26 protein-coding genes and 1 pseudogene are annotated in these 26,490 nt (G+C 69.1%); 14 read left to right on the top strand and 13 right to left on the bottom strand.

Features of this window, described 5'->3' with window-relative positions:
* Positions 1–21: 21 nt before the first annotated feature.
* Genes AP428_RS24200 through AP428_RS35775 form a run of 5 tightly spaced genes read right to left on the bottom strand, consistent with a single transcriptional unit; the run spans position 22 to position 5,006 of the window.
* Positions 22–786, bottom strand: a complete 765-nt coding sequence (locus tag AP428_RS24200; RefSeq protein ID WP_011694623.1) for an ABC transporter ATP-binding protein — start codon at positions 784–786, stop codon at positions 22–24.
* Positions 783–1,640 (bottom strand): ABC transporter ATP-binding protein, encoded by an 858-nt coding sequence (locus tag AP428_RS24205; RefSeq protein ID WP_011694622.1) that lies wholly within the window; start codon positions 1,638–1,640, stop codon positions 783–785. The genes AP428_RS24200 and AP428_RS24205 overlap by 4 nt, the downstream gene beginning before the upstream one ends.
* 11 nt (positions 1,641–1,651) lie before the next feature.
* Positions 1,652–3,463, bottom strand: a complete 1,812-nt coding sequence (locus tag AP428_RS24210; RefSeq protein WP_011694621.1) for an ABC transporter permease — start codon at positions 3,461–3,463, stop codon at positions 1,652–1,654.
* A 39-nt stretch (positions 3,464–3,502) separates the two neighbouring features.
* Entirely contained in the window at positions 3,503–4,696 is a 1,194-nt protein-coding gene (locus AP428_RS24215) for an ABC transporter substrate-binding protein (protein WP_011694620.1), read from the bottom strand.
* A 13-nt stretch (positions 4,697–4,709) separates the two neighbouring features.
* On the bottom strand, positions 4,710–5,006 hold the full coding sequence (locus tag AP428_RS35775) for a hypothetical protein (protein ID WP_175804006.1): 297 nt from the start codon (positions 5,004–5,006) through the stop codon (positions 4,710–4,712).
* A 44-nt stretch (positions 5,007–5,050) separates the two neighbouring features.
* Between AP428_RS35775 and AP428_RS24220 the strand changes: the two genes are divergently transcribed.
* Genes AP428_RS24220 through AP428_RS24235 form a run of 4 tightly spaced genes read left to right on the top strand, consistent with a single transcriptional unit; the run spans position 5,051 to position 8,638 of the window.
* Positions 5,051–6,064 carry a LysR family transcriptional regulator gene (locus tag AP428_RS24220; protein WP_041489636.1) on the top strand — a complete coding sequence of 338 codons (1,014 nt, stop codon included), beginning with the start codon at positions 5,051–5,053 and terminating at the stop codon, positions 6,062–6,064.
* The gene (locus AP428_RS24225) at positions 6,061–7,521 is read left to right on the top strand and encodes an NAD(P)-binding domain-containing protein (RefSeq protein ID WP_011694618.1); all 1,461 of its coding nucleotides are present in this window, start codon (positions 6,061–6,063) and stop codon (positions 7,519–7,521) included. The genes AP428_RS24220 and AP428_RS24225 overlap by 4 nt, the downstream gene beginning before the upstream one ends.
* Entirely contained in the window at positions 7,518–8,048 is a 531-nt protein-coding gene (locus AP428_RS24230; RefSeq protein ID WP_011694617.1) for a CMD domain-containing protein, read from the top strand. Before AP428_RS24225 ends, AP428_RS24230 begins: the two co-directional genes overlap by 4 nt.
* A complete protein-coding gene (locus tag AP428_RS24235) occupies positions 8,045–8,638 on the top strand; it encodes a peroxidase-related enzyme (RefSeq protein ID WP_011694616.1) in 594 nt (197 codons plus the stop codon). Before AP428_RS24230 ends, AP428_RS24235 begins: the two co-directional genes overlap by 4 nt.
* A gap of 34 nt (positions 8,639–8,672) precedes the next feature.
* Here the strand turns inward: AP428_RS24235 and AP428_RS24240 are convergent, their stop codons facing one another.
* A complete protein-coding gene (locus AP428_RS24240; protein WP_006479718.1) occupies positions 8,673–9,104 on the bottom strand; it encodes an Lrp/AsnC family transcriptional regulator in 432 nt (143 codons plus the stop codon).
* Between AP428_RS24240 and AP428_RS36845 the strand changes: the two genes are divergently transcribed.
* From AP428_RS36845 to ctlX, 3 genes are all read left to right on the top strand, one after another.
* Positions 9,103–9,270 (top strand): hypothetical protein, encoded by a 168-nt coding sequence (locus AP428_RS36845; RefSeq protein WP_154234412.1) that lies wholly within the window; start codon positions 9,103–9,105, stop codon positions 9,268–9,270. The genes AP428_RS24240 and AP428_RS36845 overlap by 2 nt on opposite strands.
* A 127-nt stretch (positions 9,271–9,397) precedes the next feature.
* Positions 9,398–10,477, top strand: a complete 1,080-nt coding sequence (locus AP428_RS24245) for an ornithine cyclodeaminase (RefSeq protein ID WP_011694615.1) — start codon at positions 9,398–9,400, stop codon at positions 10,475–10,477.
* Positions 10,478–10,536: 59 nt separating this feature from the next.
* Entirely contained in the window at positions 10,537–11,547 is a 1,011-nt protein-coding gene (gene ctlX, locus AP428_RS24250) for a citrulline utilization hydrolase CtlX (RefSeq protein WP_041489635.1), read from the top strand.
* A gap of 91 nt (positions 11,548–11,638) precedes the next feature.
* Here ctlX and AP428_RS24255 read toward each other — a convergent pair whose 3' ends face one another.
* From AP428_RS24255 to AP428_RS24270, 4 genes are all read right to left on the bottom strand, one after another.
* Positions 11,639–14,395: an Hsp70 family protein gene (locus AP428_RS24255; RefSeq protein ID WP_011694613.1), complete on the bottom strand. Its 2,757-nt coding sequence runs from the start codon at positions 14,393–14,395 to the stop codon at positions 11,639–11,641.
* A 5-nt stretch (positions 14,396–14,400) separates the two neighbouring features.
* Complete coding sequence (locus AP428_RS24260; protein WP_011694612.1) at positions 14,401–16,242, bottom strand: Hsp70 family protein; 1,842 nt, start codon at positions 16,240–16,242, stop codon at positions 14,401–14,403.
* Entirely contained in the window at positions 16,239–16,829 is a 591-nt protein-coding gene (locus tag AP428_RS24265) for a DUF2760 domain-containing protein (RefSeq protein WP_011694611.1), read from the bottom strand. The genes AP428_RS24260 and AP428_RS24265 overlap by 4 nt, the downstream gene beginning before the upstream one ends.
* Positions 16,830–17,090: 261 nt before the next feature.
* Positions 17,091–17,531 carry an Rrf2 family transcriptional regulator gene (locus AP428_RS24270; RefSeq protein WP_006479723.1) on the bottom strand — a complete coding sequence of 147 codons (441 nt, stop codon included), beginning with the start codon at positions 17,529–17,531 and terminating at the stop codon, positions 17,091–17,093.
* Positions 17,532–17,671: 140 nt separating this feature from the next.
* Here AP428_RS24270 and AP428_RS24275 point away from each other — a divergent pair, with 140 nt between their 5' ends.
* The 5 genes from AP428_RS24275 (at position 17,672) to AP428_RS24295 (ending at position 22,724) form a co-directional block, all read left to right on the top strand.
* On the top strand, positions 17,672–18,586 hold the full coding sequence (locus AP428_RS24275) for an NAD(P)/FAD-dependent oxidoreductase (protein ID WP_011694609.1): 915 nt from the start codon (positions 17,672–17,674) through the stop codon (positions 18,584–18,586).
* A gap of 124 nt (positions 18,587–18,710) precedes the next feature.
* On the top strand, positions 18,711–19,670 hold the full coding sequence (locus tag AP428_RS24280) for a LysR substrate-binding domain-containing protein (protein ID WP_011694608.1): 960 nt from the start codon (positions 18,711–18,713) through the stop codon (positions 19,668–19,670).
* 101 nt (positions 19,671–19,771) lie between these two features.
* Positions 19,772–20,899, top strand: a complete 1,128-nt coding sequence (locus AP428_RS24285; protein WP_011694607.1) for a DSD1 family PLP-dependent enzyme — start codon at positions 19,772–19,774, stop codon at positions 20,897–20,899.
* Positions 20,900–21,005: 106 nt separating this feature from the next.
* Entirely contained in the window at positions 21,006–21,977 is a 972-nt protein-coding gene (locus tag AP428_RS24290) for an ornithine cyclodeaminase family protein (protein ID WP_011694606.1), read from the top strand.
* A 24-nt stretch (positions 21,978–22,001) separates the two neighbouring features.
* Complete coding sequence (locus AP428_RS24295) at positions 22,002–22,724, top strand: HAD family hydrolase (protein ID WP_011694605.1); 723 nt, start codon at positions 22,002–22,004, stop codon at positions 22,722–22,724.
* A 60-nt stretch (positions 22,725–22,784) separates the two neighbouring features.
* On the opposite strand, the pseudogene AP428_RS24300 reads toward AP428_RS24295, so the two are convergent.
* Together AP428_RS24300 and AP428_RS24305 are read right to left on the bottom strand one after the other, a co-directional pair.
* Positions 22,785–23,401, bottom strand: a pseudogene (locus AP428_RS24300) (glutathione S-transferase family protein).
* Positions 23,402–23,498: 97 nt separating this feature from the next.
* Entirely contained in the window at positions 23,499–23,867 is a 369-nt protein-coding gene (locus AP428_RS24305) for a hypothetical protein (protein WP_011694603.1), read from the bottom strand.
* 81 nt (positions 23,868–23,948) lie between these two features.
* Here AP428_RS24305 and AP428_RS24310 point away from each other — a divergent pair, with 81 nt between their 5' ends.
* On the top strand, positions 23,949–24,416 hold the full coding sequence (locus AP428_RS24310; protein WP_011694602.1) for a MarR family winged helix-turn-helix transcriptional regulator: 468 nt from the start codon (positions 23,949–23,951) through the stop codon (positions 24,414–24,416).
* A gap of 146 nt (positions 24,417–24,562) precedes the next feature.
* Positions 24,563–25,324, top strand: a complete 762-nt coding sequence (locus AP428_RS24315; protein WP_041489634.1) for an isocitrate lyase/phosphoenolpyruvate mutase family protein — start codon at positions 24,563–24,565, stop codon at positions 25,322–25,324.
* 199 nt (positions 25,325–25,523) lie between these two features.
* On the opposite strand, the gene AP428_RS24320 is transcribed toward AP428_RS24315, so the two are convergent.
* Positions 25,524–26,423, bottom strand: coding sequence for a LysR family transcriptional regulator (locus tag AP428_RS24320; RefSeq protein WP_011694600.1), 900 nt, complete (start codon positions 26,421–26,423; stop codon positions 25,524–25,526).
* Positions 26,424–26,490 lie beyond the last annotated feature (67 nt).

Genomic DNA, 26,490 nt, shown 5'->3' on the forward strand with positions numbered 1-26,490 from the left:
GGCAGCGCCTGCTTGCGCCGCCTACACCGCCACCGCCTCCCCGCCGAGATACGCATCGCGCACGCGCTCATCGTCGAGCAGCGTTTTCGCGGGCCCTTCGAGCACGACGCGCCCCGTCTGCAGCACGTACCCGTAGTGTGCAATCTCCAGCGCGAGGCTCGCGTTCTGCTCGACCATGAACACCGTCACGCCCTGCTTGTTGATCGCGTCGATCAGTTCGAGCACCTTGTCGACGTAGAGCGGCGACAGCCCCATCGTCGGCTCGTCCATGCAGATCAGTTTCGGCCGCGCCATCAGCGCACGCGCCATCGCAAGCATCTGCTGCTCGCCGCCCGACAGCGTGCCCGCGCGCTGCGCGAGCCGTTCGCGCACACGCGGAAACAGGTCGAGCACGCGTTCGTAGTCTTCGCTCACCGCCGCACGATCGCCGCGCGTGTACGCGCCCATCAGCAAATTCTCGCGCACGCTCATGTCGCCGAACAGCCGCCGCGCCTCGGGCACGGCCGCGATCCCGCGCCGCACGCGCTGCGGCGTCGCGAGCGCCGTCACGTCGTCGCCGTCGAAACGCACGACGCCGCGCTTCGGCCGCATCAGCCCGAGAATCAGCTTCATCGTCGTCGATTTGCCGCTCGCGTTACCGCCGAGCAGGCTGACGATCTGCCCGCGGCCGACCTCGAAGTTCACGTCGAAGTGCACCTGCACCGGTCCGTAGAACGTGTCGAGATGTTCGAGTTTCAGCAGCGCGTCGGTCATGGTCGTATCAGGCACGGAAGATTGCACGGTCATGCGGCCGCCTGCGCGGAATGCTCGGTGGCCGCGCCGCCCGCGTGGCGGCGGCCGAGATAGGCCTCGATCACGCGCGGATCGTGCCGCACGTCGCGCGGCGCGCCTTCGGCGATCTTCACGCCGTTGTCGAGCACCATCACGCGGTCGGACACGCGCATCACGAGTTCGAGCTTGTGCTCGATCAACAGGATCGTCAGCCCGCGCGCCTTCAGCGACTGGATCAGTTGCAGCATCTCGGCCGTCTCCGTCTCGTTCATCCCGGCCGTCGGCTCGTCGAGCAGCAGCAGACGCGGATGCAGCGCGAGCGCGCGGCCGATCTCCACGCGCCGCCGGTTCGCATACGACAGGCTGTGCGCCGGATGATCGATGCGCGGCGTGAGCCGTTCGCCGAACCCGGCGACGATCGCGCGCGCTTCTTCGCGCAGTTCGGCTTCCTCGCGCCGCACCGACGCGGGCCGCACGAGCGCGCGCAGCACTTCGGCGGCCGCGCCGAGCGCCGGCCAGCCTGGCCGTGCCGCACGCAGCCGCGCATGCGCGCCGATCAGCACGTTGTCGAGCACGCTCAGGTTGCCGAACACACGGCCGTGCTGGAACGTGCGTGCAATGCCGAGCGCCGCGAGCCGTTCCGGCGCGGTGCCGGTGATGTCGCGGCCGTCGAACGTCACGCGGCCGGCGTCGGGCCGGTCGGCGCCCGCGATCAGGTTGAACAGCGTCGACTTGCCCGCGCCATTCGGGCCGATCACGCTCAGCAGTTCGCCGTCGGCCAGCGTCAGGCTCGCGCCGTCGAGCGCGGTCACGCCGTCGAAGCGGCGCGTCAAACCCTGCACGTCGAGCAGGGGTCGAGTGGTGGTCATCGCATTCCTCCTCACACCGTGCCGAGCAGGCCCTGCGGCCGGAACCGGACGAGCAGCAGCAGCACGAGGCCGTAGATCAGCATCCGGTAATCGGCCGCCCAGCGGAACAACTCGGGCAGCCCGATCAGCGCGATCGCGCCGACGATGCCGCCGAGCACGTTGCCGAGCCCGCCGAGGATCACCATCGTCAGCGCGAGGATCGACACCTGCGAATCGAAGGTCTGGTGATTGATGTAGCTGTACAGATGCGCGGCGATGCCGCCGCTCACGCCGGCCGCGACGCCGCCGACCGCGAACGCGATCGCCTTGTAGCGGTTCGGCGCGATGCCGTGCGCACGCGCGGCGACGTCGTCCTCGCGCACCGCGCGCAGCGTGCGGCCCAGATGCGAACGCAGCAGCCGCACCTGCACGAGCGCGAACACGACGAGCACCGCGAACGTGAACCAGTACGCGGCGCGCGCGGTCGTCGCCCACGGCAGCGGCGCGATGCCGGTGATGCCGAGCGGGCCGCGCGTCAGGCCGTCCCAGTTCAGGATCACGAGGCTCACCACTTCGCCGATGCCGAGCGTCGCGATCGACACGTAGTGCCCGCGCAGCCGGAACGCCGGATAGACGAGCAGCGTGCCGAGCACGGCGGTGATCGCGCCCGCGCACGGAATCGTCACGGCCGGCGACCAGCCGAGATCCGACGACAGCAGCGCCGACGCATACGCGCCGATCACGAGCAGTGCGGCGTGGCCGAGCGAGATCTGCCCGACCGTGCCCGCGACGAGCGTGAGGCTCAGCGCGAGCAGCCCGTACAGCCACGCGTTGGTGAGCGTCTGCAACACGTAAGGTGATGCACCGAGCCAGGGCAGCACGGCCGCCGCCGCGATCAGCGCGACGAGCAGCGGGCGCGGCACGCGAACGGCTTTCGCGGCGGCGAGGAACGTACCCGTCATCGGCTCGGGCGGCAGCGCGCGATTCGCGCTGAACAAGCCGTTCGGCCGCCACACGAGGAATACGATCAGCAGCCCGAACGCGAACAGGTCGCGATAGCTGGTGCCGAACAGCGCGACGCCGTAGCTTTCGACGAGACCGAGCAGCAGGCTGCCCGCGATCGCGCCCGGCACGTTGCCGAGGCCGCCGATCAGCAGCGCGACCACGCCCTTCAGCGTCGCCTGGAAACCCATCGCCGGATCGATGCTGTTGTAGTACATGCCGACCAGCAGCCCGCTCACGCCGCCGAGCGCGCACGCAATTGCGAACACGGTCTGGTTCACGCGATCGACGTCGACACCCATCTGCAGCGCCGCGTCGCGATCCTGCGCGGTCGCGCGCACGGCCCAGCCGAGGCGCGTGAAGCGCAGGAAGCCGTACAGCAGCGCGGCCGCCGCGATGCCGATGCCCGCGATCAGCAAGTCGAGCGAGCCGAGCGTCGCGCCGGCGATCCGCACGTGCCAGTCGGGTAGCGGCGTCGGCACCGCGCGCGGGTCCGCGCCGAACGCGAGCTGCGCGAGCTGGTCGAGGATGAAGCTGATGCCGATCGTCGCGAGCAACGGCGCGATGCGCGCGGCATGGCGCAGCGGCCGCAGCCCGATCCGTTCGATTGCGATGCCGAGCGCGCCGCAGCCGACCACGACCGCCGCGAGCGCGACGGGCAGCGGCAGCCCGAAGCGCGTCAGGCACAGCCAGCCGATGAACGCGCCGACCATGTACACCGAGCCGTGCGCGAAGTTGATCAGGTGCGACACGCCGAAGATCAGCGCGAGCCCGACTGCGAGCAGCGCGTAGATGTTGCCGACGATGAGGCCGTTGAGCGTGTAGTCGAGCCAGGAAGCCATCACGATGCGTCCGTCAGGTGCAGGCGGTTCATGTCGGGTTCAGCGCGCCGCGAGCTGCGGCTTCGCGCCGTCCCACAGCGCCCACTGCCCCTGCTTCACGACCAGATAGACCGTGCGCGCGCCGGCGACGCGGCGCGTCTGCGGATCGAAACGCACCTTGCCGAAGATCACGCTCGGCACGTCGCTCACTTTCGCGAAGCCGTCGTGCGCGGCCTGGCGCGTCGTGCCGTAGCGGCGCAGCACCTCGGCCGACAGGATCAGCGCATCGTAAGCACGCGCGACGAACGAATCGGGATCGGCGTGGAATTTCGCGCGATAGCGCTGCACGAACGCCTGCACCTCGGGGCGCGGTTCGGCCGGGAAGAAGTTCGACTCCGTATAGACGCCTTCGACGGCCGTGCCGCCCAGTTCGAGGAACTTCGGCGAATACACGGAGCCCACCGCCGCGATCGGCAGTGCAACGCCCGACGTGCGCGCCTGGCGCACGATCTGCGCGCCGTCGGCGTAATAGGAGATCAGCACGATCGAATCGGGCTTCGATTCACCGATGCGCACGAGCGTCGAACGGAAATCCTTCTCCGCCGGCTGGTAGCCTTCGGCCGCGACGACCTGCGCGCCGAGCCCCGTCACCGCCTTCGCGAAGATGTCCTTGCTGGTGCGCCCCCAGTCGGTATTCAGGTACAGCACCGCGATCCGCTTGAAGCCGAGTTCCTTCACCGCGTAGCGCGCGAGCAGCGGCTGTTCCTCGGCCTGGCTCAGCGCCGTGCTCCACAGATAGTCGCCGCCCTTCGTGAAATCCGGATGCGAATTCGTGAAGCCGAACTGGATCAGTTGCCCGCGCTGATAGATCGGCGACGCGGCCATCGACGTCGCGCTCGAGAAATCGCCGAGCTCGATCGCGATGCGCGGATCGGCGACGAACTTCTGCGCGATCGCCACCGCCTGGCGCGGATCGCTGCGGCTGTCCTGGAAGTCGATCGCGAGCGGCCGGCCGTGAATGCCGCCGCTGCCGTTGATCTCGTCGAGCGCGAGATCGAAGCCGCGCTTCCACTGCTCGCCGTACTGCGCGTCCTGGCCCGTGAGCGGCCCGCTCACACCGATCACCACCGGCTCGCCCGACACGCCGGCCGCTAGCGCGCCGCCCGTCGACAAACCCCATGCGGCAGCGAGCGCCGCCACCGTGCCCAGCACGCGCCGCCATGCGCCGCGTGCGTCGTTCCCCGAAACGTTCATGCGTCCCCCAGCTTCAGTCAATCGAAAAGAGTGAGGGCATGTAACCATCCGGGTCATAGCGTTCCAACGAAGTTTTGTGCATATCGATATCGCAGGCGGCGCGAAGCGGATGACGTTCGCGATCGACGTGAATGCCCGCTGCATCCACCGACATGCGGGCATGCATCGCATCGCGTTGATTCGATTGGCGTTTCGTTCTCGTCACCCCGCACAACCGGCGCGCATGCGCGCAGGGCCGGCCGCCGCGTCGGTCGCGCCCTTCGCAGTTTTCCCGCTGTCGATAGCAAAAATCATTATATGAATCGTGCATGCTCACGCTCCTACAATGCGCAAATTGCATCATCGGAACGCGTCATGGAGCTGCATCAACTCGAAGCCTTTTCCGCGGTCATGTCGGCCGGCAGCGTGACCGGCGCGGGCGAACTGCTCGGCCGCTCGCAGCCGGCCGTCACGCGGCAGATCCAGGAACTCGAAGCCGATCTCGGCTACGCGCTGTTCGACCGGCACGGCCCGCGCGTCACGCCGACGCGCCGCGCGTTCCTGCTGTACGAGGAAGTCGAGCGCTCGCTGGTCGGCCTGCGCGCGATCGAGGCGCGGGCCCGCGCGCTCGGCGATGAAACCGCCGAACCCGTGCGCATCGCGGCCACGCCGTCGCTCGCGGCCACGCTCGTGCCGGCCGCGCTCGCCGCGCTGCCGGACGACGCGCACGCGCCGCACTACCAGTTGCGCAGCGAATCGGCCGAGCATGTCGTGCACGAGGTGCTGGCCGGCACGGCCGATGTCGGCGTCGTCACGCTGCCGATGGCGCATGCCGGGCTCGACGTGCACTGGATCGCGCAGACGCCCTGCGTCGCCGTATTGCCGGCCGACGATCCGCTCGCGGCGCAGCCGCGTATCGCGCTGCGCGACCTCGCGCGACGCCGCATCGTGACGGTCGCGAACCGGCACCGGCTGCGCCAGCGGATCGATGCCGCATTCGCGGCCGCACGGGTCGACGCGCGCGTGTTCATCGAAACCAATGCGTCACTGAATGCGGTGATGGCCGCGCGCGCGGGCATCGGGATCGGCATCGTCGATCCGGCCACCGGCGTCGCGCTGCCGGTGGAGGGTGTCGTCGCGCGCGCGCTCGACGTCGACATTCCGTTCGCGTTCGGCGTCGCGACGCCGGCCGGCAAGGCGCGCACGGAGGCCGTCGATGCGCTGCTCGACGCGCTGCATCGCACGACGCGCACGCTGCTCGACGACGTGATCTTTCACGACGCCGCCGCGCACGACGCGCTGCTGCGCGGCGACCGGCTGCGCACCGACCGCACCGCGCGCCCGCCTCGCCCGACACGCACCCGCCGCGCGCGCCCGGAGGCCGCATGACGGCCCAACTCGACGCACTCGAAGCCCGGCTCGCGCAGGACCTGCGCTGGCTCGACCTGCCCGCGCCGTCGTGGGTGCCGCCGCGCGAAGCGGACGGCGTGCGCGTGCTCGACGTGGCGATCGTCGGCGGTGGCATGGCCGGGCTCGCGGCGTCCGCCGAACTGCGCCTGCTCGGCATCGACAACCAGTGCGTGATCGACCGCGCGCCGGCCGGCTACGAAGGCCCGTGGGTCACGTTCGCGCGGATGGAGACGCTGCGTTCGCCGAAGCAGCTTGCCGGCCCCGCGCTCGGGCTGCCCGCGCTGACGTTCCGCGCGTGGTTCGAAGCGCAATACGGCCGCGACGCGTGGGACGCGCTGTACAAGATCCCGCGCCCGCAATGGATGGACTACCTGCGCTGGTATCGGCGCGTGCTCGACCTGCAGGTGCGCAACGACACGACGCTCGTCGCGCTGCGCCCGCGCGACGACGGGCTGCTCGCGCTCGACGTGCGCGGCAACGGCGAAGCGCAGACGCTGCTCGCGCGGCACGTCGTGCTCGCGACCGGCCGCGACGGTCTCGGCGGCCCGTACGTGCCGCCCGTCGCGCAGCGCGCGCCGCGCTCGCGCTGGGCCCATTCGTCCGAGCCCATCGATTTCGCGGCGCTCGCGGGCAAGCGTGTCGGCGTGGTCGGCGCGGGCGCATCCGCGTTCGACAACGCGGGCACCGCGCTCGAAGCGGGCGCCGCGCGCGTCGACCTGTTCTTCCGTCGCGCGGACATTCCGCGCATCAACAAGCTGACCGGCATCGGCAGCCCGGGCCTCGTGCACGGCTACGCCGATCTCGACGACGCGACGAAGTGGCGTTTCATGCACTACGCGCTCACGTCGCAGACGCCGCCGCCGCGCGACAGCGTGCTGCGCGTCTCGCGCCACGACCATGCGCATTTCCATGCGGGCAGCCCGATCGAGACGCTCGCCGACCATGCGGACGGCCTCGACGTGACGACGCCGCGCGGCCGCTACACCGTCGATTTCCTGATCTTCGCGACGGGCTTTCATTCGGACTGGACGACGCGCGACGAATTCGCGTCGTTCGGCGCGCACGTGCGGCGCTGGAAGGATCGCTATCGGCCGGAACCGGCGCTGTGGCTCGACGAGCTCGCCGAGTCGCCCGATCTCGGCCCCGCGTTCGCGTTTCAGGAACGCGAGCGCGGCGCGTGCCCGGCCGTCACGCGCATCCACTGCTTCAACCACGCGGCGAGCCTGAGCCACGGCAAGCTGTCCGGCGATATCCCGGCGATCAGCGCGGGCGCGCAGCGGCTCGCGCGCGGCATTGCGAGCCGACTGTTCGATGCCGATCGCGACCGCCACTACGACGCGCTCGTCGCCTACGCGAATGCCGAACTGCAAGGCGACGAATGGCGCGACGCCGATGCCCTCGATCACTTTGACGATGAAGGAACACCGAACCGATGACTGACTCCATCACGCCGGCCGCCGCGCCGGATATGATCGACGCGGCAGCCGGCCTGCGGGAAGGCGACGCCGTCGCCGCGCTGCGCCGCGCCCGCGACAAGGTGCTGCTTCCGACGCGACTGAGCGAAGCCGCGCTGTTCGATCCCGCGCTGCCCGATCTTTCACTGATCGAGCGGCTGCATGCGGCACGGTATGTCGCGCAGCAGTCGAATGCACACGCGCTGGCCGACATCTATCGCGCCCGATTGCTCGACGCAGGCGGCACGCTTGCCGACATCGAACGAGCCGATGCCGACGCGCTCGACGCACTGCCGCGCCGCCTCGGCGCGATCCTGTTGCACGCGAAGCGCCTGACGCACGCCCCGGTCGACGCGCGCGCATCCGATCTCGACGCGCTGAAATCGGCCGGACTCACGACCCCCGCGATCGTCGCGCTGTCGCAGCTCGTCGCGTTCGTCGCGTATCAGTTGCGTGTCGCCGCCGCCGCGCGGGCACTTCAGGCACGTGCCGCAAAGGAGGCCGCATGACGACGGCCACTCACGGCTTCACATCCGACACGCTCGGCTGGCGCGCGTGGCTCGACACGGTCTCGCTCGACGCCGCGACGCCCGAACAACTCGCGGTGCTCGAAGCGAGCCATCCGCAAGCGAAAACGTCCGACTATTACCTGCTGCTCGTCCATCTTCCCGAGATCCTGCGGCAGCGCTCGGGCGTGTTCAACGCGATCATGTACGGCCCCGGCGGGCTGTCGCGCGCGGAGCGCGAACTCGCGAGCACGGCGGTGTCGCGCGTGAACGGCTGCGTGTACTGCGCATCGGTGCATGCGCAGCGCTTCGCGCAACTCGCGAAACGCACCGATGCGATCGAGCAGGTGTTCGACGATCCGGCGACGGCCGGCACGACGGCGCGCGAACGCGCGATCGTCCGCTATGCGATCGCGTTGACCGAACGGCCCGACGCGATCAACGAAAGCGACATCGCCGCGCTCGAAGCCGAAGGGCTCACGCATGAGGAGATTCTCGACCTGTCGCACGCGATCGCGATTTTCGCGTGGGCGAACCGGTTGATGCTGACGCTCGGCGAGCCGGTGTTTCCGGAATCGGCGGCCGGCGCCTGACCGCGTGCAGGAACGTGGCGCGGCCCTGCCCGCGTCACGCCTTGTGCGTCGACAACAGGATGCTCGTCTCGGTATTGGCGATCCCGTCGATCAAGCGGATCGCGCCGAGCACACGATCGAAGTGCTCGAGCGAATCGGCATGCAGTTCGGCGACGAGATCCCAGCGCCCGTTCGTGCTGTGGATCGACGCGACGTTCGGATGCCCGCGCAGCACCTTCACCACCTCCGCGCCGCGATTGCCCTGCACCGCGATCGACATCAGCGCGCGAATCCGGTGCCGTTCGGCGGCCGGCTTGAGCCGCACCGTATAGCCGACGATCACGCCGTTCTTCTCGAGCCGCGTGAGCCGGTTTTGCACGGTCGCGCGCGCCACGCGCAATTCTTTCGCCAACGCGACGACAGGCAGTCGCGCGTTGTCGCGCAGCAGCGCGATGAGCTGACGGTCGACGTCGTCGAGCGTGATCATGAACGGCTTTCCTGTTGAGCGTGAACCGGCCGCCAGCGTGCCGGAGGCGGCGCATGCCGGCCAGCTTGAATTGATCAAACTGCCGGAATGGGCTGGCAATTTGCCAAGTCTATCGATAAATCTGCCACTTTTGCCGTCTTTTTGTTGGCTCGACTCGCGGAAATAATGACTCCATCGACCGGCCGACCCGCCGCGCCGCTGCCTTTCCAGGAAGCCCGGATTCGCGCCGAAGCCCCGGCCGGTCGACCAGAACGCCGGCCCCCCGTACCGGCACCGAATATGGAGACAGACCGATGACTCGCTTCCTCGACGTTCCCGCCACCGCCCGCCTGATCGCCCAAACCGGCGTCACGACGTTCCTGCGCGAACTGGTCGACACGCTGCGCGCCGACTACCTGCACTGGGCCGATTTCGACAAGTCGCCGCGCGTCGCGTGCCACTCGCGCGACGGCGTGATCGAGCTGATGCCTGTGGCGAACGCGTCGTTGTTCGCGTTCAAGTACGTGAACGGCCACCCCGTCAATGCGGCGCGCGGCATGCACACGGTGATGGCGTTCGGCGCGCTCGCCGAGGTCGATACCGGCTACCCGCTGCTGCTCGCCGAACTCACGCTGACCACCGCGCTGCGCACGGCCGCCACGTCGGTCCTCGCCGCGCAGGTGCTCGCGCGGCCCGATGCGCGCTCGATGGCGCTGATCGGCAACGGCGCGCAAAGTGAATTCCAGGCGATCGCATTCCACACGCTGCTCGGCATCGACGAAATTCGCGTGTTCGACGTCGATTCGCACGCGACCGACAAGCTCGTGCGGAACCTTGCCGCGTACCCCGGCTTGCGCATCGTGCGCGCCGCTTCGACCGCCGACGCGGTGCGCGGCGCCGACATCGTGACGACCGTCACCGCCGACAAGGCGTTTGCCACGATCGTCACGGCCGACATGATCGAGCCCGGCATGCACCTGAACGCGGTCGGCGGCGACTGTCCGGGCAAGACCGAACTCGAAGCGGGCGTGCTGCGCGCGGGCCGCGTGTTCGTCGAATTCGAGCCGCAGTCGCGCATCGAGGGCGAGATCCAGCAGATGCCGGCCGATTTCCCCGTCACCGAGCTGTGGCGCGTGCTGCAGCGCGAGACGACCGGCCGCCAACGCGCGGATGAAGTCACGGTGTTCGACTCGGTCGGCTTCGCGCTCGAGGATTACTCGGCGCTGCGCTACCTGTACGCGCTCGCGCAGCAGCACAACGCGGGCGTCGAGATCGCATTGATTCCGCCTGCCGTCGATCCGAAGAACCTGTTCGCGCTGATCGACGACCCGGCCGCGATCGCGCACGGCCACGCGGCGTTCGTGACCGAAGCCGTCGCCGCGTTCGCGCGCTGACCGTCATGCACGGGCGGCCCGTACGCCGCCCGTTTTCCTGCCCTTCGCTCCCGCCCTTCATGAATCTCGTATCGATCCAGGCGCCGTCCGCCGTCGTGATGATCCGGCCGCACCGCTTCGTGCCGAACCCGCAGACCGCGGCCGACAACGCGTTCCAGCGCACGGCCGCTGACGATTCGCACGACACGTCGTCGGTATCGGCCGCCGCGCGCGACGAAGTCACGGCCGCCGCGCAGACGCTCGCCGATGCGGGCGTGCGCGTGCATGTGTTCGACGACCACGGCGAGCGCGACACGCCCGACTCCGTGTTCCCGAACAACTGGTTCTCGACGCATCCGGGCGGCCATGTCGCGCTGTATCCGATGCACAGCTCGAACCGCCGCCGCGAGCGGCGTGCGGACGTGATCGAGATGCTGAAGGCCGAGTACCGCGTGCAGGACGTGATCGACTACTCGGGCCTCGAATACGACGACGTGTTCCTGGAAGGCACCGGCGCGATGGTGTTCGATCACGTCGCACGGATCGCGTACACCGCGCGCTCGCGCCGAGCCGATCCGGTCGCGCTCGAACGCTTCTGCACGCACTTCAATTTCGAGCCGATCTGCTTCGACACGGCCGATGCGAACGGGCGGCCGATCTATCACACGAACGTGATGATGAGCGTCGCGACCGAGTTCGCGATGGTCGGCCTCGACCTGATCGCCGACAGCCGCCGCCGTGGCGAGATCGCGCAACGCCTGAGCGAAACGGGGCGCGCGGTGATTGCGCTCGATGCATCGCAAATCGCGAATTTCGCGGGCAATACGCTGGAATTGTCGGGGAAGAATGGGCGCGTGCTCGCGCTGTCGCGGCGCGCGTTCGACTGTCTGACCGGCGAGCAGCGCGTGACGATCGAACGCTCCGCGCGACTGCTACCGCTCGACGTGCCGACGATCGAACTGGCCGGCGGGTCGGTGCGCTGCATGCTCGCGGGGATTCATCTCGCGCGGCGTTCGGCGGCGGCGCATGACGGCGTGGAAATCGAATCAGAGGAAAAACGGCGCGATGCGGTGTCGGTATCGCACGCCTGAATGAAACGGGCGTCGACGTCGCGCCATGGTTGGTGCGACGTCGACCGGATGCTTCGATCTGCGAACGAGATCGAAGCATCCCAAGCTGCGCTCAATCGCCCAGCAGCTTCAACCCGGCCGGCAGCGTTTCGCCGAACACGCGCACCGTATCGGCTTCATCGAACGCGATCGCTTCACGAACCATGTCGATCCACGCCACCGATGCATTCGCGGCCGACAGGCGCTTGATGACGGCCTCGCGCGTGTCGTCCGGCAGATCGCGCGAACGGTCGCCGGTCATCCGCGCAATCTGTGCAGCCGCGAATGCAGCCGGCTCGACCTGCTTCCAGTCGAGCGCGAACAGCGCATCGAGCCAGCCGATGACGATTTCCGCCGGCACGACGCTGTGCGCGCTGCCATAGAACGGCCGCCTTGCGCCAATCCGCCCGAGCGCCCACGCACACAACGCGCGGTCGGCCGGCTTCTGCAATTGCGCGATCAAGCGCTCGGCGAGCTCGACCTTGCGCGCGACAGGCAGCCGTTCGAGCGACGCGGACAACCGCGTCATGTCGGCCGGACCGACCTTGGCCGGATCGAACGGCAGCTTGCGCCGCTTGTCGTCGGACGGTTCGAGGAACGCGATCGCGTCGCGCACCTGCGTCTGCGCGTCGTCGTCGAGGCCGCCGGCCACGCGCCGCCACAGCGTCCACCACTCGGACCACACCTGTGCATCGGTCACGTACTGAATACCGTCGTCGAACAGCGGCCACAGCTGCTCGATGCGCCACGCGTCGAGCGGATGACCGAAACCCGGACGCAGGCAATACCCGGCGAGATTCAGCCACGCACGCTCGTGATCGGCCGAGCGGCGCCGCCGCCGCGCCCGCGCGAGCAATGCGTCGAACAGTTCGCGTGCAAGCGCGACGTCCCAGTCTTCGCGCGCGCCGAGCACCTGTTCAAGTTGCGCGCGCAACCGGCGCGTGTCCTTCGGCGTCACGCCCGCGGCCTTGCTGCCGAACGAGCGCTCGATCAGCTCGATCGCCTGGTCGAGCCGCGGATGCCGCGCGAGCGCCACATCGTCACCTTGCACCGGCGCATCGCCGCGCAACTGGAATTCGAGCCGCCAGCGGCGCGCCGCGTCGTCGGTCGCGATGCAATGCATTTCGAGCGTGCCGACCTCGGTCAGCGACGCGGTGAGCTTCACCGGCGTTTCGCGCGCGTCGCCGCCCGCCTTCGCGTCGACGACCGTCGCGATCGGCGGCAGCCGCACGAAATCGCCGCCGTCGAGATCGACGAGATCGCCGGGCTGGTACTTCGTGTCGGCCACCGTCGATACGAGGTGAAAGCGCACCGGCTGCCCGAGCTGCAGCGCGAACGTGCGATCGTCGAGATGGATCTCGCGGCCTTCTTCCGCGCCGCGCGGCAGCAGACAAACACCGCGCGCGACAGCACCCTCGGCGCCATCGTCGAGCACGAGGAAATAGCTGCGCGCGGAGCCGCCGCCGATGCGCGGCGCATGTCCGGCGCGCGCAAGCCCGTAGGCCACCGCGCCGCGCGCGACGGCCACGTCCGGATGCGCGTTGTGCAGCACGTCGAGCGGTGCGCCGCGCCACGTACCGAGCGTCTGCGCGAGACGGCCGGCGAGCGCGCCCGCGCGGAACACGCCGCCGTTGAGCAGCAGCGTGTCCGGCAGCGGGCCTTCCGCATGACGCTTCAGGAACGCGGCGACGTGGCGCGTGACGGCCGCGTCGCTCGCATACGGCAAGCCGAATTCGACGATCGCCGCGCGCGCACGGCGCGGCAATTCGCCGGCCTCGACCTGCGGAAAGAACCCGTCGACGACGATCTGCTCGACTTCCTGTCGCGTCAGCTCGGCCGAACGCGCACCGCCGACGAGCTTGCTGCCCGCGCCGAGCAGCGTGACGGTGACGGACGCGGGCGCGTCGTCGCCGAGCAGCCGCTCCTTCGCCGCGCGGCAGCGCTCGACGAGTTGCGACAGGCTCGCGGCCGACAGCCGCGTACCGGGCTCGGTCAGCCGCGACTCGACCAGGCGCGCGAGCGCGAGGTCCATGTTGTCGCCGCCGAGCATCAGGTGATTGCCGACGCCGACGCGCGTGAAGGTCGGTTCGCCGTCGTCGCCCGGCGCGACGTCGACGAGCGTGAGGTCGGTCGTGCCGCCGCCGACGTCGCAGATCAGCACGCGCCGCGCCACGGTGAACGTCTCGCGCAACGTGTCGCGCTGGCCGTACAGCCAGTCGTAGAACGCGGCTTGCGGCTCTTCCAGCAACCGCAGCGCCGGCAGCTTCGCGCGTCGCGCGGCCTCGACGGTCAACGCGCGCGCGCCGTCGTCGAACGACGCGGGCACCGTCAGGATCACGTCCTGCTGCGCGAGCGGCGCATCGGGAAAACGCGCGTTCCACGCGTCACGCACATGCGCGAGATAGCTCGCGCTCGCGTCGACCGGCGACACCTTGTCGACGCCGTCGGCCGCGCCCCACGGCAGGATCGCCGCGAGCCGGTCGACCGCGGCGTGCGACAGCCAGCTCTTCGCGCTCGACACGAGCCGGCCCGGTACCTGCGCGCCGAGCGTGCGCGCATAGCGGCCGATCACGGCGGGCGGCGCATCGGCCGCGTTCGCCTTCGTGTTTACCTTCGGATCAGCCGCCCACGGCAGCCGCAGCGCGTCCGGCGGCAACTCGCCCGCCGCCGGGTGATAGCGCACCGACGGCAGCAGCGGCTGCGCGGCCACCGCGCCGGGCCCGACCAGTTGCTCGACGTCGAACACGCGGATCGCGTCGGAACCGGCCTCGACGTACGCGACGACCGTATTACTGGTGCCGAGGTCGATGCCGACCGTATAACGCTTCATCGCGCTCAGGCGGCGCCGCGCACGTCGAACTCGACCTTCCAGCGCTCGTTCGTGCCGCTCGGGATCGCCTCGAGTTCGAGCGTGCCGGCTTCGGTCACGCGCGCATGCAGCTTCACCGGCACGACTTCGCCGACCGTCCGCCCTTCGGCGGGCAGCGTCGCCTGGATTTCCTCCAGCTCCTGCAGCTCTTCCGGCGACCAGTAGTCGAGCAGCGTGCCGACCTGATCCTGACGACGCACCGACGACCCGAAGAAGCGGAACTGCACCGGTTCGCCGACGACGAGGCCGAACTCCTGCGGCGGCAGCGCCGCGTCCGAGCCTTCCTCCATCCCGAACGGCGCGACGCACAGCGCCTGCACCGGCGGCTCCAGCCCCGGCACCGCGGGCATCGCCGATTCGATCGCGACGTAGTACGCACGCGCCGTGCCGCCGCGAATGCGCACGCCACGGCCGCGCTTCACGTAGCCGTAGTACGCCGCGCCGCGCGCGACCGCGAGATCGAGATCCGCGCCTTCGAGCAGGCGCGCGGGCGGCGCGCCTTCGGCGGCGAGCCAGTTGTTGAGCGTATCGAGCACGCGCTGCGTGAGCAGCGTCGACTTGAACACGCCACCGTTGAACAGCACGGCGGTCGGATGCAGGAACGTCGCGCCTTGCGGCAGCGTGCGCTGCACGCCTTCGAGCGTGTCGAGCGCCGCGACCTGGCGACCGAGGAACGCCGCGAGATGGCGCGTGATGCCGGCGTCCTGCGCATACGGCAGGCCGAGCTGCGTCAGGCCGACACGCGCGCGGCTCACCGGGCGCGCGGCCGCATCGACCTGCGGGAAGAAGCCTTCGAGAATCGTCTGCGTGAGTTCCGCGCGCGTCAGCTCGGTGCGGATCGAGCCGCCGATCAGCTTCGAGCCGCGGCTCGGCACGACGAGCGGCACCGCATCGGTGGTCGGGTCGGACAGCAGCGTTTCCTTCGCCGAGCGGCACGCGTAGGTCAGCGCGCGCAGTTGCCACGGATCGGCCTGCGTGCCCTGCTGCGCGAGCTTGCGTGCGACCACGTGCGCGAGCGCGAGGTCCATGTTGTCGCCGCCGAGCAGGATGTGCTCGCCGACGGCCACGCGATGCAGTTCGAGATTGCCGTCGCGCTCGACCACCGCGATCAGCGACAGGTCGGTCGTGCCGCCGCCGACGTCGACGCACAGGATCAGGTCGCCGACCTGCACCTGCTTGCGCCAGCCGCCTTCGCTCTTCTGGATCCAGCTATACAGCGCCGCCTGCGGCTCTTCAAGCAGCGTCATCCGCGTGTAGCCTGCGGCGCGGGCGGCCTCGGCCGTCAACTCGCGCGCGGCCGGATCGAACGACGCGGGGATCGTCACCGTCACGTCCTGGTCGGCGAACGGCGCGTCGGGATGCGCGTGGTCCCACGCTTCACGCAGGTGCGTGAGATAACGGATCGAGCTTTCCAGCGGCGACACGCGGGCCACTTCCGGCGGCGCATCGCTCGGCAGGATCGCCGCGCGGCGGTCGACGCCCGGGTGACACAGCCAGCTCTTCGCGCTCGACACGAGGCGAATCGGCGTGCCGGCGCCGCGCGTGCGCGCCATCTCACCGACCGCAAACGCACGCGAGGCCGTCCACGGCAGCGTCAGGTCGCCCTGGGTCAGTTCGCTTTCATGCGGCAGGTAGAGGAACGACGGCAGCAGGTCGCGCGATTCCAGCGCGCCGGGCGCGGTCAGTTGCGCGATCGGCAGTACCTGCTGCACGATCTTTTCGCCGTCGCTCGTGCTGCTGTCGACGTACGACAGCGCGCAATGGGTCGTCCCGAGATCGATACCGATCGAATAGCGCGGATCGCTCACAGTTCCACCTCCGCCGGTGCGATCACCGATGCGTCGTGGCTGCCCGTCAGCTTCGGCAGGCGCACGTCGGACACGCGCCAGCCGCGATGGCTGACGGTGCCGGTGAACGGCGCGGAGCCGACCACGTTGCCGGTCACGCGCACGGCCGTCGCGTCGAAGCCGGCGGGCAGCGTCACGCGGCTGCCTTCGGCTTCATCGCGCACCGGCACGATCGTGAAGTGTTCGCGCAGCGCGGCGCGGCAACCGTCGTGCACGAGGCGCGCGGCCGCGCCGATGTCGGCGTCCGCGTAGCCGGCGATGTCTTCCTCGACGAAATCGATGAAGCGCGCATCGCGCTGCAGCAGGCCGAGCAGTTGCAGGGCGGCCTGCGGGCTCGCTTCGCGCAGCTCGGGGGCCGGCGCCTTCACCGGCGCGGGTGCGACGGGCGCGGCAGCGGGTGCCGGGGTCGGGACGGGTGCAACGGGTGCCGACGCGCCATCGCGCACGCGCAGTACGTCGGCCGCGAACTCGCGATTGCCGAGCACGGAGAAGAACGTGCCGACGGCCAGCGACAGCCGGCCGAAGAAGGACAGGTTGGATTCGGGCATGGGGTCTGGACTCCTGTGGGCTCGCAGCACGGCGAGCGTTTCTTGCCTGGGCGCCGGGCGGCGGCGTGCGGCATGCGCACTGGCGCCGCCCGGCGCGTGATTCGAACGCGCCCTCGCGGGTGCGGAAAACCCGTATTTTGCCCTGTGGCGGGCGAACCGGGCAGAAGTTGGGGGACAGAACATGGCGGCGCGGCGGTTTCGGCCGCGCCGGATCGTGCCAGATTGCATGTCAGGCGCGCTCGATCGGGATGCTGCGCCACGTCAGCGCGTGTACCCCCGCAGCGCCGCCTTCGCCTCGAAATCACGCGACAGCATGCCGAGCGTGACTTCGCCAAAGCGTGCCAGGAGCGACGCTTCGGCCTCCTTCAGCGTCGCCGACAGATGCGCGTTGACCGCCTGTTCGACCAGGCATTCGGGCTCGTCCTCGGGCACCAGGTCGGAAAACAGCGGCGGCTCGCCCACCGCGCGATAGACGTCGAGCAGCGTGATGTCGTCGAGCGCGACGCTCAGCGCCCAGCCGCCGCCGTGCCCCTTCTCCGATTGCACGTAACCGCAATCGCGTAACCCGCCGAGCAGGCGCCGCACGACGACCGGGTTCGTGCACAGCATCGTCGCGATCGTCTCCGACGTCAGCGGGCCGTCGGCCTGGTCCATGTGGATCAGCGCATGCAGCATGCGCGACAAACGGCTGTCGGTTCTCACGGGCGGAGCTCCCCTCTCTCGAAACTTCTGAAGTTGCATGAATGATATCACCGCCCTATCATGCAACTGCTCGTGTTTCATGAGTTGGCCGCCAGCGGAACACGTCTGTCCGTCACGCAGGTTCAGAAAGGAGTGGATGCATGGATACCCATCATGAAGTGATCGTGATCGGCGGCAGCTTCGCGGGGCTGTCGGCCGCGATGCAGTTGGCGCGGGCACGCCGCCGCGTGCTCGTGATCGATGCCGGCCGGCCGCGCAACCGTTTTGCCGAACACGCGCACGGCTTCTTCGGGCAGGACGGCAAGCCGCCCGCGCGGATCGTCGCCGAAGCGAGCGCGCAACTCGCCGCGTATCCGACCGTGCAGCGCATCGACGGCGAGGCGCGCACGGCCGAGCGCGACGCGCACGGACGCTTTCACGTGACGCTGGCCGACGGCAGCCGCGCGAGCGCCGACCGGCTGATTCTCGCGACCGGCATCCGCGACGAACTGCCCGCGCTGCCGGGGCTCGCGGAACGCTGGGGCATCAGCGTGCTGCATTGTCCGTACTGCCATGGATATGAAGTGAGCGGCCAGCGGCTCGGCGTGCTCGCCACGCATCCGCTGTCGGTCCATCAGGCGATCCTGATTCCGGACTGGGGCCCGACGACGTGGTTCACGCAGGGCGTGGTCGAAGCGAACGACGAGGAAGCCGCGTTGCTCGCAGCACGCGGCGTACGCATCGAGCGCTCGCCAGTCGTCGAGATTCTCGGCGATGCGCCGCGTATCGACGCGCTGCGGCTCGCCGACGGTCAAGCCGTGCCGATCGACGCACTGTTCATCGGCGCGCGCACCGACATGGCGAGCGACCTCGCGCAGCAGCTCGGCTGCGCGTTCGACGAAGGTCCGCTCGGCACCGCGATTCGCGTCGATACATGGAAGCAGACGAGCGTCGCCGGCGTGTACGCGGCCGGCGACGCGTCGAGCCTGATGACGAATGCGACGTTCGCCTCGGCATCCGGCGTCGCGGCGGGGGTGGGCGTACACCGGTCGCTGATTTTCGGATTGGATGCGTAGGCGGGCGTACAGCCGGCGTCACGATCGTCGATGTATCCGGCGAAGGAAGCGGGTGCATTCCCGTCATCCTCATCGCAGCCGCTCCACGCCACGTCGATGGCTTCCCCGCGCAATCTGCGGTTTAATGCTCGACACCCTCTGCATTAAGAGCCAAGAAATGCTCGACCTCGACGACCTTCGACTCGTCCGCGCGATCGGCACGTCGCGCTCCCTGGCCGCTGCCGCCCGGCTGCTCGATCTCACACCGCCCGCGGTCACGATTCGCCTGCAACGAATGGAGGCACGGCTGAACGCGAGGCTCGCCGTACGGCAGCCGAAAGGAATCGCGCTGACCGACGAAGGGCAGCGGCTGTACCAGGAAGCCGTCGGCATCCTCGAGCGCGTGGAGGCGCTGCCAATCAACATCGCGGGCGACCACGGCGACGTGCAAGGCACGCTGCGCGTCGTCGCCCCGCTCGGTTTCGGCCGCAAGTACGTCGCGCGGATCGTGCGCGACGTGCAGCGCGCGCATCCGAAGCTCGAAATCTCGCTCCACCTGTCGGAGAGCCCATTGACCACCGCATCGGGGGCCGACGTGGTCGTGCATGTCGGCAGCCTCAAGTCGTCTTCGTGGATCGGCTATCCGCTCGCGCCCAACGAGCGCTTCCTGTGTGCGAGCCCCGGCTACGCGCGCCGCCTCAAGGACCTGAATCATCCGTCCGACCTGACCCGCTACGACTGCCTGTGCCTGCGCGAGAACGACGAAGACATCCCGCGCTGGCGCTTCTCGCCCGGCCGCGGCGTCAAGGGCGAATCACGGCGGTCTACCGTCATCCGCGTCACGGGCGCGCTGTCTTCCAACGACGGCACCGTCATCACCGAATGGGCGCTGGCCGGGCTCGGCATCGTCGAACGCTCCGAGTGGGACGTCGCGCCGCTGCTCGCGAACGGCAAGCTCGTGCGGTTGCTGCCCGGCTGGAGCCTGCCGCCCGCGCCGGTGACGGCGCTGTTGCCGTCGCGTACCGGCCGCTCCGCGCGGCAGCGGGTATTTCTCGACGCCGCGCGGCAGTTTCTCGATCCGCCGCCGTGGCGCGGCAAGGCGTGAGCCTTAAATTCGATTTAATGGCAGATTAGCCCCGCATTAAACACGACGCGAGCCAACCGCCCTACAGTGTCCGCATCGACAACCCCGCCCTCGGACGCATCGTGGACCTTCACACCCTCAACACCCCCGCCGCATTGATCGATATCGACCGCATGCAGCGCAACATCGCCCGCATGCAGACGCATCTGGACGCGCTCGGCGTGCGGTTCCGGCCGCATGTGAAGACCACCAAATGCCGGCACGTCGTCGACGCGCAGATCGCGGCGGGCGCGCAGGGCATCACGGTGTCGACGCTCAAGGAAGCCGAGCAGTTCTTCGCGCACGGCATCCGCGACATCGTCTACGCGGTCGGCATGGTGCCCGCCAAGCTCGGCCAGGCGCTTGCGCTGCGCCGCCAAGGCTGCGACCTGAAGATCGTCGCCGACAGCCTGCCGGCCGCGCACGCGATCGCCGCGTTCGGGCGCGAGCACGGCGAACGTTTCGACGTGTGGATCGAGGTCGACGTCGACGGCCACCGCTCGGGCATCCCGCCCGACGCCGACCTGCTGATCGACGTCGGCCGCGCGCTGACCGACGGCGGCATGCTGCTCGGCGGCGTGCTCGCTCACGCGGGCTCCAGCTACGAATACGACGCGCCCGAGGCGCTGGCCGCGATCGCCGAACAGGAGCGCAGCCGCACCGTGCGGGCCGCGGAGCGCCTGAGAACCGCCGGCTTGCCGTGCCCGGTCGTGAGCATCGGGTCGACGCCCACCGCGCTCGCGGCGGAACGGCTCGACGGCGTGACCGAAGTGCGCGCCGGCGTGTACGTGATGTTCGACCTCGTGATGCACAACGTCGGCGTGTGCGAACTGTCCGACATCGCGCTGTCGGTGCTGACCACCGTCATCGGTCATCAGGAAGAGAAAGGCTGGGCGATCGTCGACGCGGGCTGGATGGCGATGAGCCGCGACCGCGGCACGCAACGCCAGGCGCGCGATTTCGGCTACGGGCAGGTCTGTACCGAAGCCGGCGACGTGCTCGGCGACTACCTGCTGAGCGCCGCCAACCAGGAGCACGGGATCGTGTCGCGGGCGGGCACGCCGGATACGGGCATCGCGCAGCGGTTCCCGATCGGCACGCGGCTGCGCATCCTGCCGAATCACGCGTGCGCCACCGGCGCGCAACATCCCGACTACCAGGCGGGCGACGACGGCGCCGCGCAGACGTGGCCGCGCTTCTACGGGTGGTAAGTGAAGTCCGGCGTGCATGCCGGATCATCCATTCATTGACTATTTGTCCAATTCTGGACAAACTTTAAATACTCTCGATTCGTCCCGCACCGAACAGCCCCCGACCATGCCGACCGACGCCCGCCTCCTTCTCCTCGACCGCGATGCCGTCGAGCCTGCCCTGCAGACCGAGCAAGTGATGGCGGCCGTGCGCGAAGCCTTCGTGCTGCACAGTCGAAGGGCCGGACGCGTATTCCCGGTGGTGCGCGAGAAGCTGCATACCGGCGGCGTGTTCGGCATCAAGTCGGGCGACGTCGCCGGCCAGGACCTGCTCGGCTTCAAGGCGGCCGGATTCTGGCCGGCCAATCGAACCGTCGGCGGCGAGCCGCATCAGGCCACCGTCGCGTTGTTCGATCCGGCGACGGGCCGCCCGCTGTGCATCATGGACGGCAACGCGATCACCACCGCGCGGACCGGCGCCGCCGGCGGCCTCGGGCTGCAACAGCTCGCGCGGCGCGACAGCACGCGGCTCTGCGTGTTCGGCACCGGCGTGCAGGCGCGCGTGCAGCTCGACTACGCACTCGCGCTGCTGCCGCGGCGATGCACGGTGCAATACGTGACCGTGAGCGGCGAGTCGGACCCGGCATTCGAATCGCGCTTCGTCGAACGATGCACGATCGGCGTGGCGCGCGACCGGAACGAAGCGGTCGCCGATAGCGACGTGGTGATCACGGCCACGCCCGGCGGCGGCCCCTTGTTCGACGCGGATGCGGTGCAGCCAGGCACCCATCTGACCTGCGTAGGCGCCGATACTGCCGGCAAGCGCGAACTGCCGGCCGGCGTGCTGGAACGCGCGCGCATCGTCGTCGACGATCACGATCAGGCGCGCAGCATCGGCGAGTGCCAGTGGGCGCCGGATTTGCCGCGCACGGAAATCGGTGACATCCTCGCGGGTGCGACATCGGTCGAGCGCGCCGCGCACGAGATCACCGTCTTCGACATGACGGGGCTCGCGCTGCAGGATCTGACCGTCGCGCGCTTCCTGTATCGACACGCGCTCGACAACGGCAGCGGAACCTCCGTTCCGTGGCCCTGGTAAAACGACTTCCCGCTTTCAACCGCCATGCGTCTCGCCAAAGTTTCCGCCCTCTCGTTCGACCTCGACGACACCCTGTGGCCGTTCGGGCCGTCCGTCGTCCGGGCCGAGGCGACGCTGCGCACATGGCTGATCGAGCACGCGCCCAATACCGCGAGCGTGCTTCCGACGCAACAGGCACTCAGTGCGCTCCGTGAGGAATACGAACGGTTGCGCCCGGATCTCGCCAGCGACTATCGCGCGATGCGAATCGGCTCGATCCGGCTTGCGCTGGAACGCGCGAACGAAGATGTCTCGCTGACCGAGTCCGCCTACGACGTCTTCTACGCGGCGCGCAATCGCGTCGAATTCTACGAAGACGCGTTGCCGGCGCTGGCGTGGTTGAGCGCCCGCTTTCCGCTGATCGCGGTCACCAACGGCAATGCCGACCTCCGGCTGACCGGCGGCGGCGAATTCTTCCGCACGACGCTCAGCGCGCGTGCATTCGGCTTCGCCAAGCCGGAGCCCGAAATCTTCCATGCGGCGGCGGACGCACTCGGCGTGCGGCCGGCCGAATTGCTGCATGTGGGCGACGACTTCCACCTCGACATCGTCGGCGCGCTGAATGCGGGGCTTCAGGCCGCGTGGGTCGTGCGCGAGCCTCGGGCGGACGGGGAACCGGCTCCGCCGCAGGCGGCGACACCGCATCTCACGTTGCGCGATCTGGCGATGCTGTGTCGTGCGCTCGGCGGACCCGATACGGTGTCGTGATCGCACGCGGACGCGGCGGGTCGTGCCGATGCGGCACATGACCCGCCGCCCGTTTCACTTTCACGCCGCCTTCCTCGCGTCCGCGATCCGCTGCGGCGCCTTCGGCCGTGCATACAGCCGTTCGAGATACGCGCGCAATTGCGGGAACGGTTCGATCAAGTGGCATTCGCTCGCCCAGTCGATCAGGTAGGCCGTCACGCAATCGGCCACCGTCAGCGAATCGCCGACGATGAATTCGCGCCCTTCGAGATGCGTGTCGAGAATCGCGGCCATCGTCATGAAATCCTCGCGGGCCAGTTCGATATCGGCCGGCGAGCGCTTCTCCGGCGGATAGAGGAACGTATGCCGCGTGATCCGCCACAGCGGCTGCTCGAGCTCCGTCACCGCGAACATGATCCATCGATAGGCTGCGCCCGCAGCGCCGGATCGACGGGCAGCAGCGCCTTCTCCGGGTACTTGTCCGCGAGATACAGCACGATCGCGGCCGATTCGGGAATCACGAGGTCGCCGTCCACCAGCACCGGCACCTTGCCGGCCGGATTCAGGCGCAGGAAATCGGGCCGCTTGTGCTCGCCCTCGAGCAGGTTGACCGATACGAATTCGAAATCCGCATCCAGTTCCTTCAGCCCCCACAGCGCCCGCTGCGAGCGGGTGCCGGCAAATCCGTAAAGCTTCATCGCCAGTCTCCATCCAGAACGTCGTAAAAATGTCTGCCGCATGCCGGGCATGACACATCGCGCGAAGCGACGCGCGGCGCCCCGCAGCGCGCGTCGCTCATGCGCCGGGAATCGCCAGCACCGGCATCACCTCCACCGACACGCCCGGGAACAGCGTGAAATGCGGATGACCTTCGAACAGCGCGGCGGCCGCCTCGTGCGATGCCGCCCGCACGACGGTGAAGCCGCTCAGCGCATTGGTCGTGTCGTGGATGCCGCTCGCGTCGATGCGCTTGGTCTTGCCAAGCGGCCCGCCCAGCTCGACGATCGCGTCGCGATGGCGCTCGACCCACGCATGCCACGCGGCGATGCCATCGCGCTCGCGCGTGCGCCGCTCGTCCTCCGGCAGCGCCATCCATGCCTTCATCGCCGGGCTGTCCCGGGTCCCGAGAAATACGGCGAGATACAACTGTTGTTGCGCACTCATGCCTTCTCCTCCGATGACGGGCACGGCGGGTTGCCGCGCCTCGACCTTGACAAGATAGGTTGATATCAACACAATTGCAACATGGCACGAAAAGAAAAGCTTCCCTTCGAAACGACGCTGATGGTGCGCGATTGCTGCCTGTGCCTGCACATGCAGCGCGCGGCGCGCAATCTGGCGCGCATCTTCGACGATGTGCTGCGCCCGCTCGACCTCACCAACGGCCAGTTTTCGCTGCTGATGTCGTTGAACCGGCCGCAACCGGCCCCGATGAAATCGGTCGCGTCGCTGCTCGCGATGGACCGCACCACGCTCACCGCGGCGCTCAAGCCGCTCGAACGGCGCGGCCTCGTCACGATTACGCAGGACCCGGATGACCGACGCAGCCGCCTGCTGGAACTCACGCCAGCCGGGCACGAGCTGCTGGCCGAAGCCTTCCCGCTGTGGCAGCAGACGCATGCCGAGATCGAGCGGCCGTTCGCGCCGGGCGAAGTCGACCAGTTGCGCGGCCAGTTGCGCACGCTGTCGATCGAGCCGGGGTCGCGCGACTGAGGCGGCGCACGGATCGTGCTGCAGCCGTCATGCGCACGTTCTGTCACACGCTGTCAGCAGACATTGCATACGCCGGTCGCACCGCCCGATTCGATGGCAATATCGCTCGACACGACAACCGATCCGGTATTCACGAGGAGACGAGCATGGGCAACAACGAGAAAGGCGCGATTTTCCGGTCGCTTCACCGCGCAGGCCAGCCGCTGGCGCTGTTCAACGTGTGGGATGCCGGCAGTGCGCGGGCGGTGGCCGACGCCGGCGCCGCTGCGCTGGCCACCGGCAGCTGGTCGGTCGCGGCAGCCAACGGTTTCGGCGACGGCGAGCAAATGCCGCGCGCGCTGATGATGGAGATGCTGGAGCGGATCGTGCGCGCGACGGACCTGCCCGTCACCGTCGACCTCGAAAGCGGCTACGGCGAGCGGCCGGAAGAGGTCGCCGAGACGATCGCACTCAGCATCCGGGCCGGTGCGATCGGCTGCAATCTCGAAGACAGTTTTCCGTCGACGGGCGAACTGCGCGACGTCGACGACGCGGCGGCCCGTGTCGCAGCAGCCCGGCAGGCGGCCGATCGCGCGGGCGCCGACTACTTCATCAACGCGCGCACCGACGTGTTCTTCACGGCCGCAGCCGATACGCACGACGAACGATTGCTCGACGCGACGCTGGCGCGCGCCAGCGCTTATGCGGCGGCCGGCGCCGACGGCCTGTTCGTGCCGGGCCTACGCTCGCCCGCGCTGATTCGCGCGCTGACGGCCGCGTCGCCGCTGCCGGTGAACGTGATGCGCGTCGCGGAAACGCCGACGCTCGCGGAACTCGCCGAGTACGGCGTGGCGCGTGTCAGCCACGGGCCGTATCCGTATCTGCAGGCGATGAAAGCGCTGGCGGCGCTGGTCAAGCAAGGCGGCTAAACGCATTCAAGAGGCAGCGGGCGGGCGCTCGCGCGTCAAACGATTACATCGCATGTCATTGGCGCGCGACACGCCCGCCCCTACGCTTCGGGTGTCGCACAGTCTGCTGCGGCACCTGCATCGCGCATCGATCGGCCCCATGACCGACGATGGCACGCGGCACCTGCTCGACGCGCACACGCAGCGTACGGACCGATGCTCAGGAGACCTTGATGAAATCGATGAACGCGCGCAGCGCGGGCGGCACGAGACGCCGCCCCGGGTAATACAGAAAGGGCCCCGAGAACGGTCGCCACCACGGTTCGAGCACTGGTTCGAGCGCGCCGCTGTCGAAATGCGGGCGCACCCAGTCTTCGAACAGATACAGGATCCCCGTCCCGGCGATCGCCGCGTCGACCATCAGCTCCGTCGCCCCGCCAATCTGGACCAGCAGCGGCCCGGCGGCCGGCTCGACCCGCACGACCTCGCCGTCGCGCTCGTACTCCCACGGCGGCATCGCGCCGCTGGCAAAGCGTCCGCGCATGCACCGATGGCCGAGCAGGTCGCGCGGATGCCGGGGCCGGCCGTGCCGGTCGAGATAGTCGGGCGCCGCCGCGGTCGCGAACCGCTGGATGCGCGGGCCGATCGGCACCGCGATCATGTCCTGTTCGAGCCGTTCGTCGTAGCGGATGCCCGCGTCGCAGCCGGCCGCCAGCACGTCGACGAAACTTTCGTCGGCGGTCACTTCCAGCCGGATGTCCGGATACGCATCGAGAAAGCGCGGCACGATCGCCGGCAACACGAGCCGCGAGGCGCTGACCGGCACGTTGAGCTTCAGCGTGCCGGCCGGTCGGCCGCGGAATTCGTCGATACCGTCGAGCGCCGCCGCCACTTCGGTCAGGGCCGGCGCGAGGCGCGCGAGCAGGCGCTCGCCGGCTTCGGTGGGCACGACGCTACGCGTCGTGCGGTGCAGCAGCCGCACGCCGAGCCGCGCTTCCAGCCGGCGCACGGCCTCGCTCAGCCCCGACGCGCTGAGGCCCGTCACGCGTGCGGCATCGCGGAATCCACTGGCGCGTGCCACGGCCATGAACGCGTTCAGATCGCCCAGATCGGTTTGCATTGTTCGCCTTTTCGTACAACCCGTGCGAATTATGCCGGCTTATCGCGCAGGCGACTCGTCCTTATGC

This window comes from Burkholderia sp. E168m22 (assembly GCF_001319805.1).
Classification (GTDB): Bacteria; Pseudomonadota; Gammaproteobacteria; order Burkholderiales; family Burkholderiaceae; genus Burkholderia; species Burkholderia orbicola.

What these genes read in the sequence shown, in the direction of transcription:
- AP428_RS24215 (WP_011694620.1), bottom strand. Translation starts at nt 4,696, where the DNA reads ATGAACGTTTCGGGGAACGACGCACGCGGCGCATGGCGGCGCGTGCTG.
- AP428_RS24230 (WP_011694617.1), top strand. Translation starts at nt 7,518, where the DNA reads ATGACTGACTCCATCACGCCGGCCGCCGCGCCGGATATGATCGACGCG.
- AP428_RS24255 (WP_011694613.1), bottom strand. Translation starts at nt 14,395, where the DNA reads ATGAAGCGTTATACGGTCGGCATCGACCTCGGCACCAGTAATACGGTC.
- AP428_RS24200 (WP_011694623.1), bottom strand. Translation starts at nt 786, where the DNA reads ATGACCGTGCAATCTTCCGTGCCTGATACGACCATGACCGACGCGCTG.
- AP428_RS24315 (WP_041489634.1), top strand. Translation starts at nt 24,563, where the DNA reads ATGGGCAACAACGAGAAAGGCGCGATTTTCCGGTCGCTTCACCGCGCA.
- ctlX (WP_041489635.1), top strand. Translation starts at nt 10,537, where the DNA reads ATGAATCTCGTATCGATCCAGGCGCCGTCCGCCGTCGTGATGATCCGG.
- AP428_RS24210 (WP_011694621.1), bottom strand. Translation starts at nt 3,463, where the DNA reads ATGGCTTCCTGGCTCGACTACACGCTCAACGGCCTCATCGTCGGCAAC.
- AP428_RS36845 (WP_154234412.1), top strand. Translation starts at nt 9,103, where the DNA reads ATGAACGGCTTTCCTGTTGAGCGTGAACCGGCCGCCAGCGTGCCGGAG.
- AP428_RS24275 (WP_011694609.1), top strand. Translation starts at nt 17,672, where the DNA reads ATGGATACCCATCATGAAGTGATCGTGATCGGCGGCAGCTTCGCGGGG.
- AP428_RS24240 (WP_006479718.1), bottom strand. Translation starts at nt 9,104, where the DNA reads ATGATCACGCTCGACGACGTCGACCGTCAGCTCATCGCGCTGCTGCGC.
- AP428_RS24295 (WP_011694605.1), top strand. Translation starts at nt 22,002, where the DNA reads ATGCGTCTCGCCAAAGTTTCCGCCCTCTCGTTCGACCTCGACGACACC.
- AP428_RS24280 (WP_011694608.1), top strand. Translation starts at nt 18,711, where the DNA reads ATGCTCGACACCCTCTGCATTAAGAGCCAAGAAATGCTCGACCTCGAC.
- AP428_RS24265 (WP_011694611.1), bottom strand. Translation starts at nt 16,829, where the DNA reads ATGCCCGAATCCAACCTGTCCTTCTTCGGCCGGCTGTCGCTGGCCGTC.
- AP428_RS24235 (WP_011694616.1), top strand. Translation starts at nt 8,045, where the DNA reads ATGACGACGGCCACTCACGGCTTCACATCCGACACGCTCGGCTGGCGC.
- AP428_RS35775 (WP_175804006.1), bottom strand. Translation starts at nt 5,006, where the DNA reads ATGCACGATTCATATAATGATTTTTGCTATCGACAGCGGGAAAACTGC.
- AP428_RS24290 (WP_011694606.1), top strand. Translation starts at nt 21,006, where the DNA reads ATGCCGACCGACGCCCGCCTCCTTCTCCTCGACCGCGATGCCGTCGAG.
- AP428_RS24310 (WP_011694602.1), top strand. Translation starts at nt 23,949, where the DNA reads ATGGCACGAAAAGAAAAGCTTCCCTTCGAAACGACGCTGATGGTGCGC.
- AP428_RS24245 (WP_011694615.1), top strand. Translation starts at nt 9,398, where the DNA reads ATGACTCGCTTCCTCGACGTTCCCGCCACCGCCCGCCTGATCGCCCAA.
- AP428_RS24320 (WP_011694600.1), bottom strand. Translation starts at nt 26,423, where the DNA reads ATGCAAACCGATCTGGGCGATCTGAACGCGTTCATGGCCGTGGCACGC.
- AP428_RS24225 (WP_011694618.1), top strand. Translation starts at nt 6,061, where the DNA reads ATGACGGCCCAACTCGACGCACTCGAAGCCCGGCTCGCGCAGGACCTG.
- AP428_RS24305 (WP_011694603.1), bottom strand. Translation starts at nt 23,867, where the DNA reads ATGAGTGCGCAACAACAGTTGTATCTCGCCGTATTTCTCGGGACCCGG.
- AP428_RS24205 (WP_011694622.1), bottom strand. Translation starts at nt 1,640, where the DNA reads ATGACCACCACTCGACCCCTGCTCGACGTGCAGGGTTTGACGCGCCGC.
- AP428_RS24220 (WP_041489636.1), top strand. Translation starts at nt 5,051, where the DNA reads ATGGAGCTGCATCAACTCGAAGCCTTTTCCGCGGTCATGTCGGCCGGC.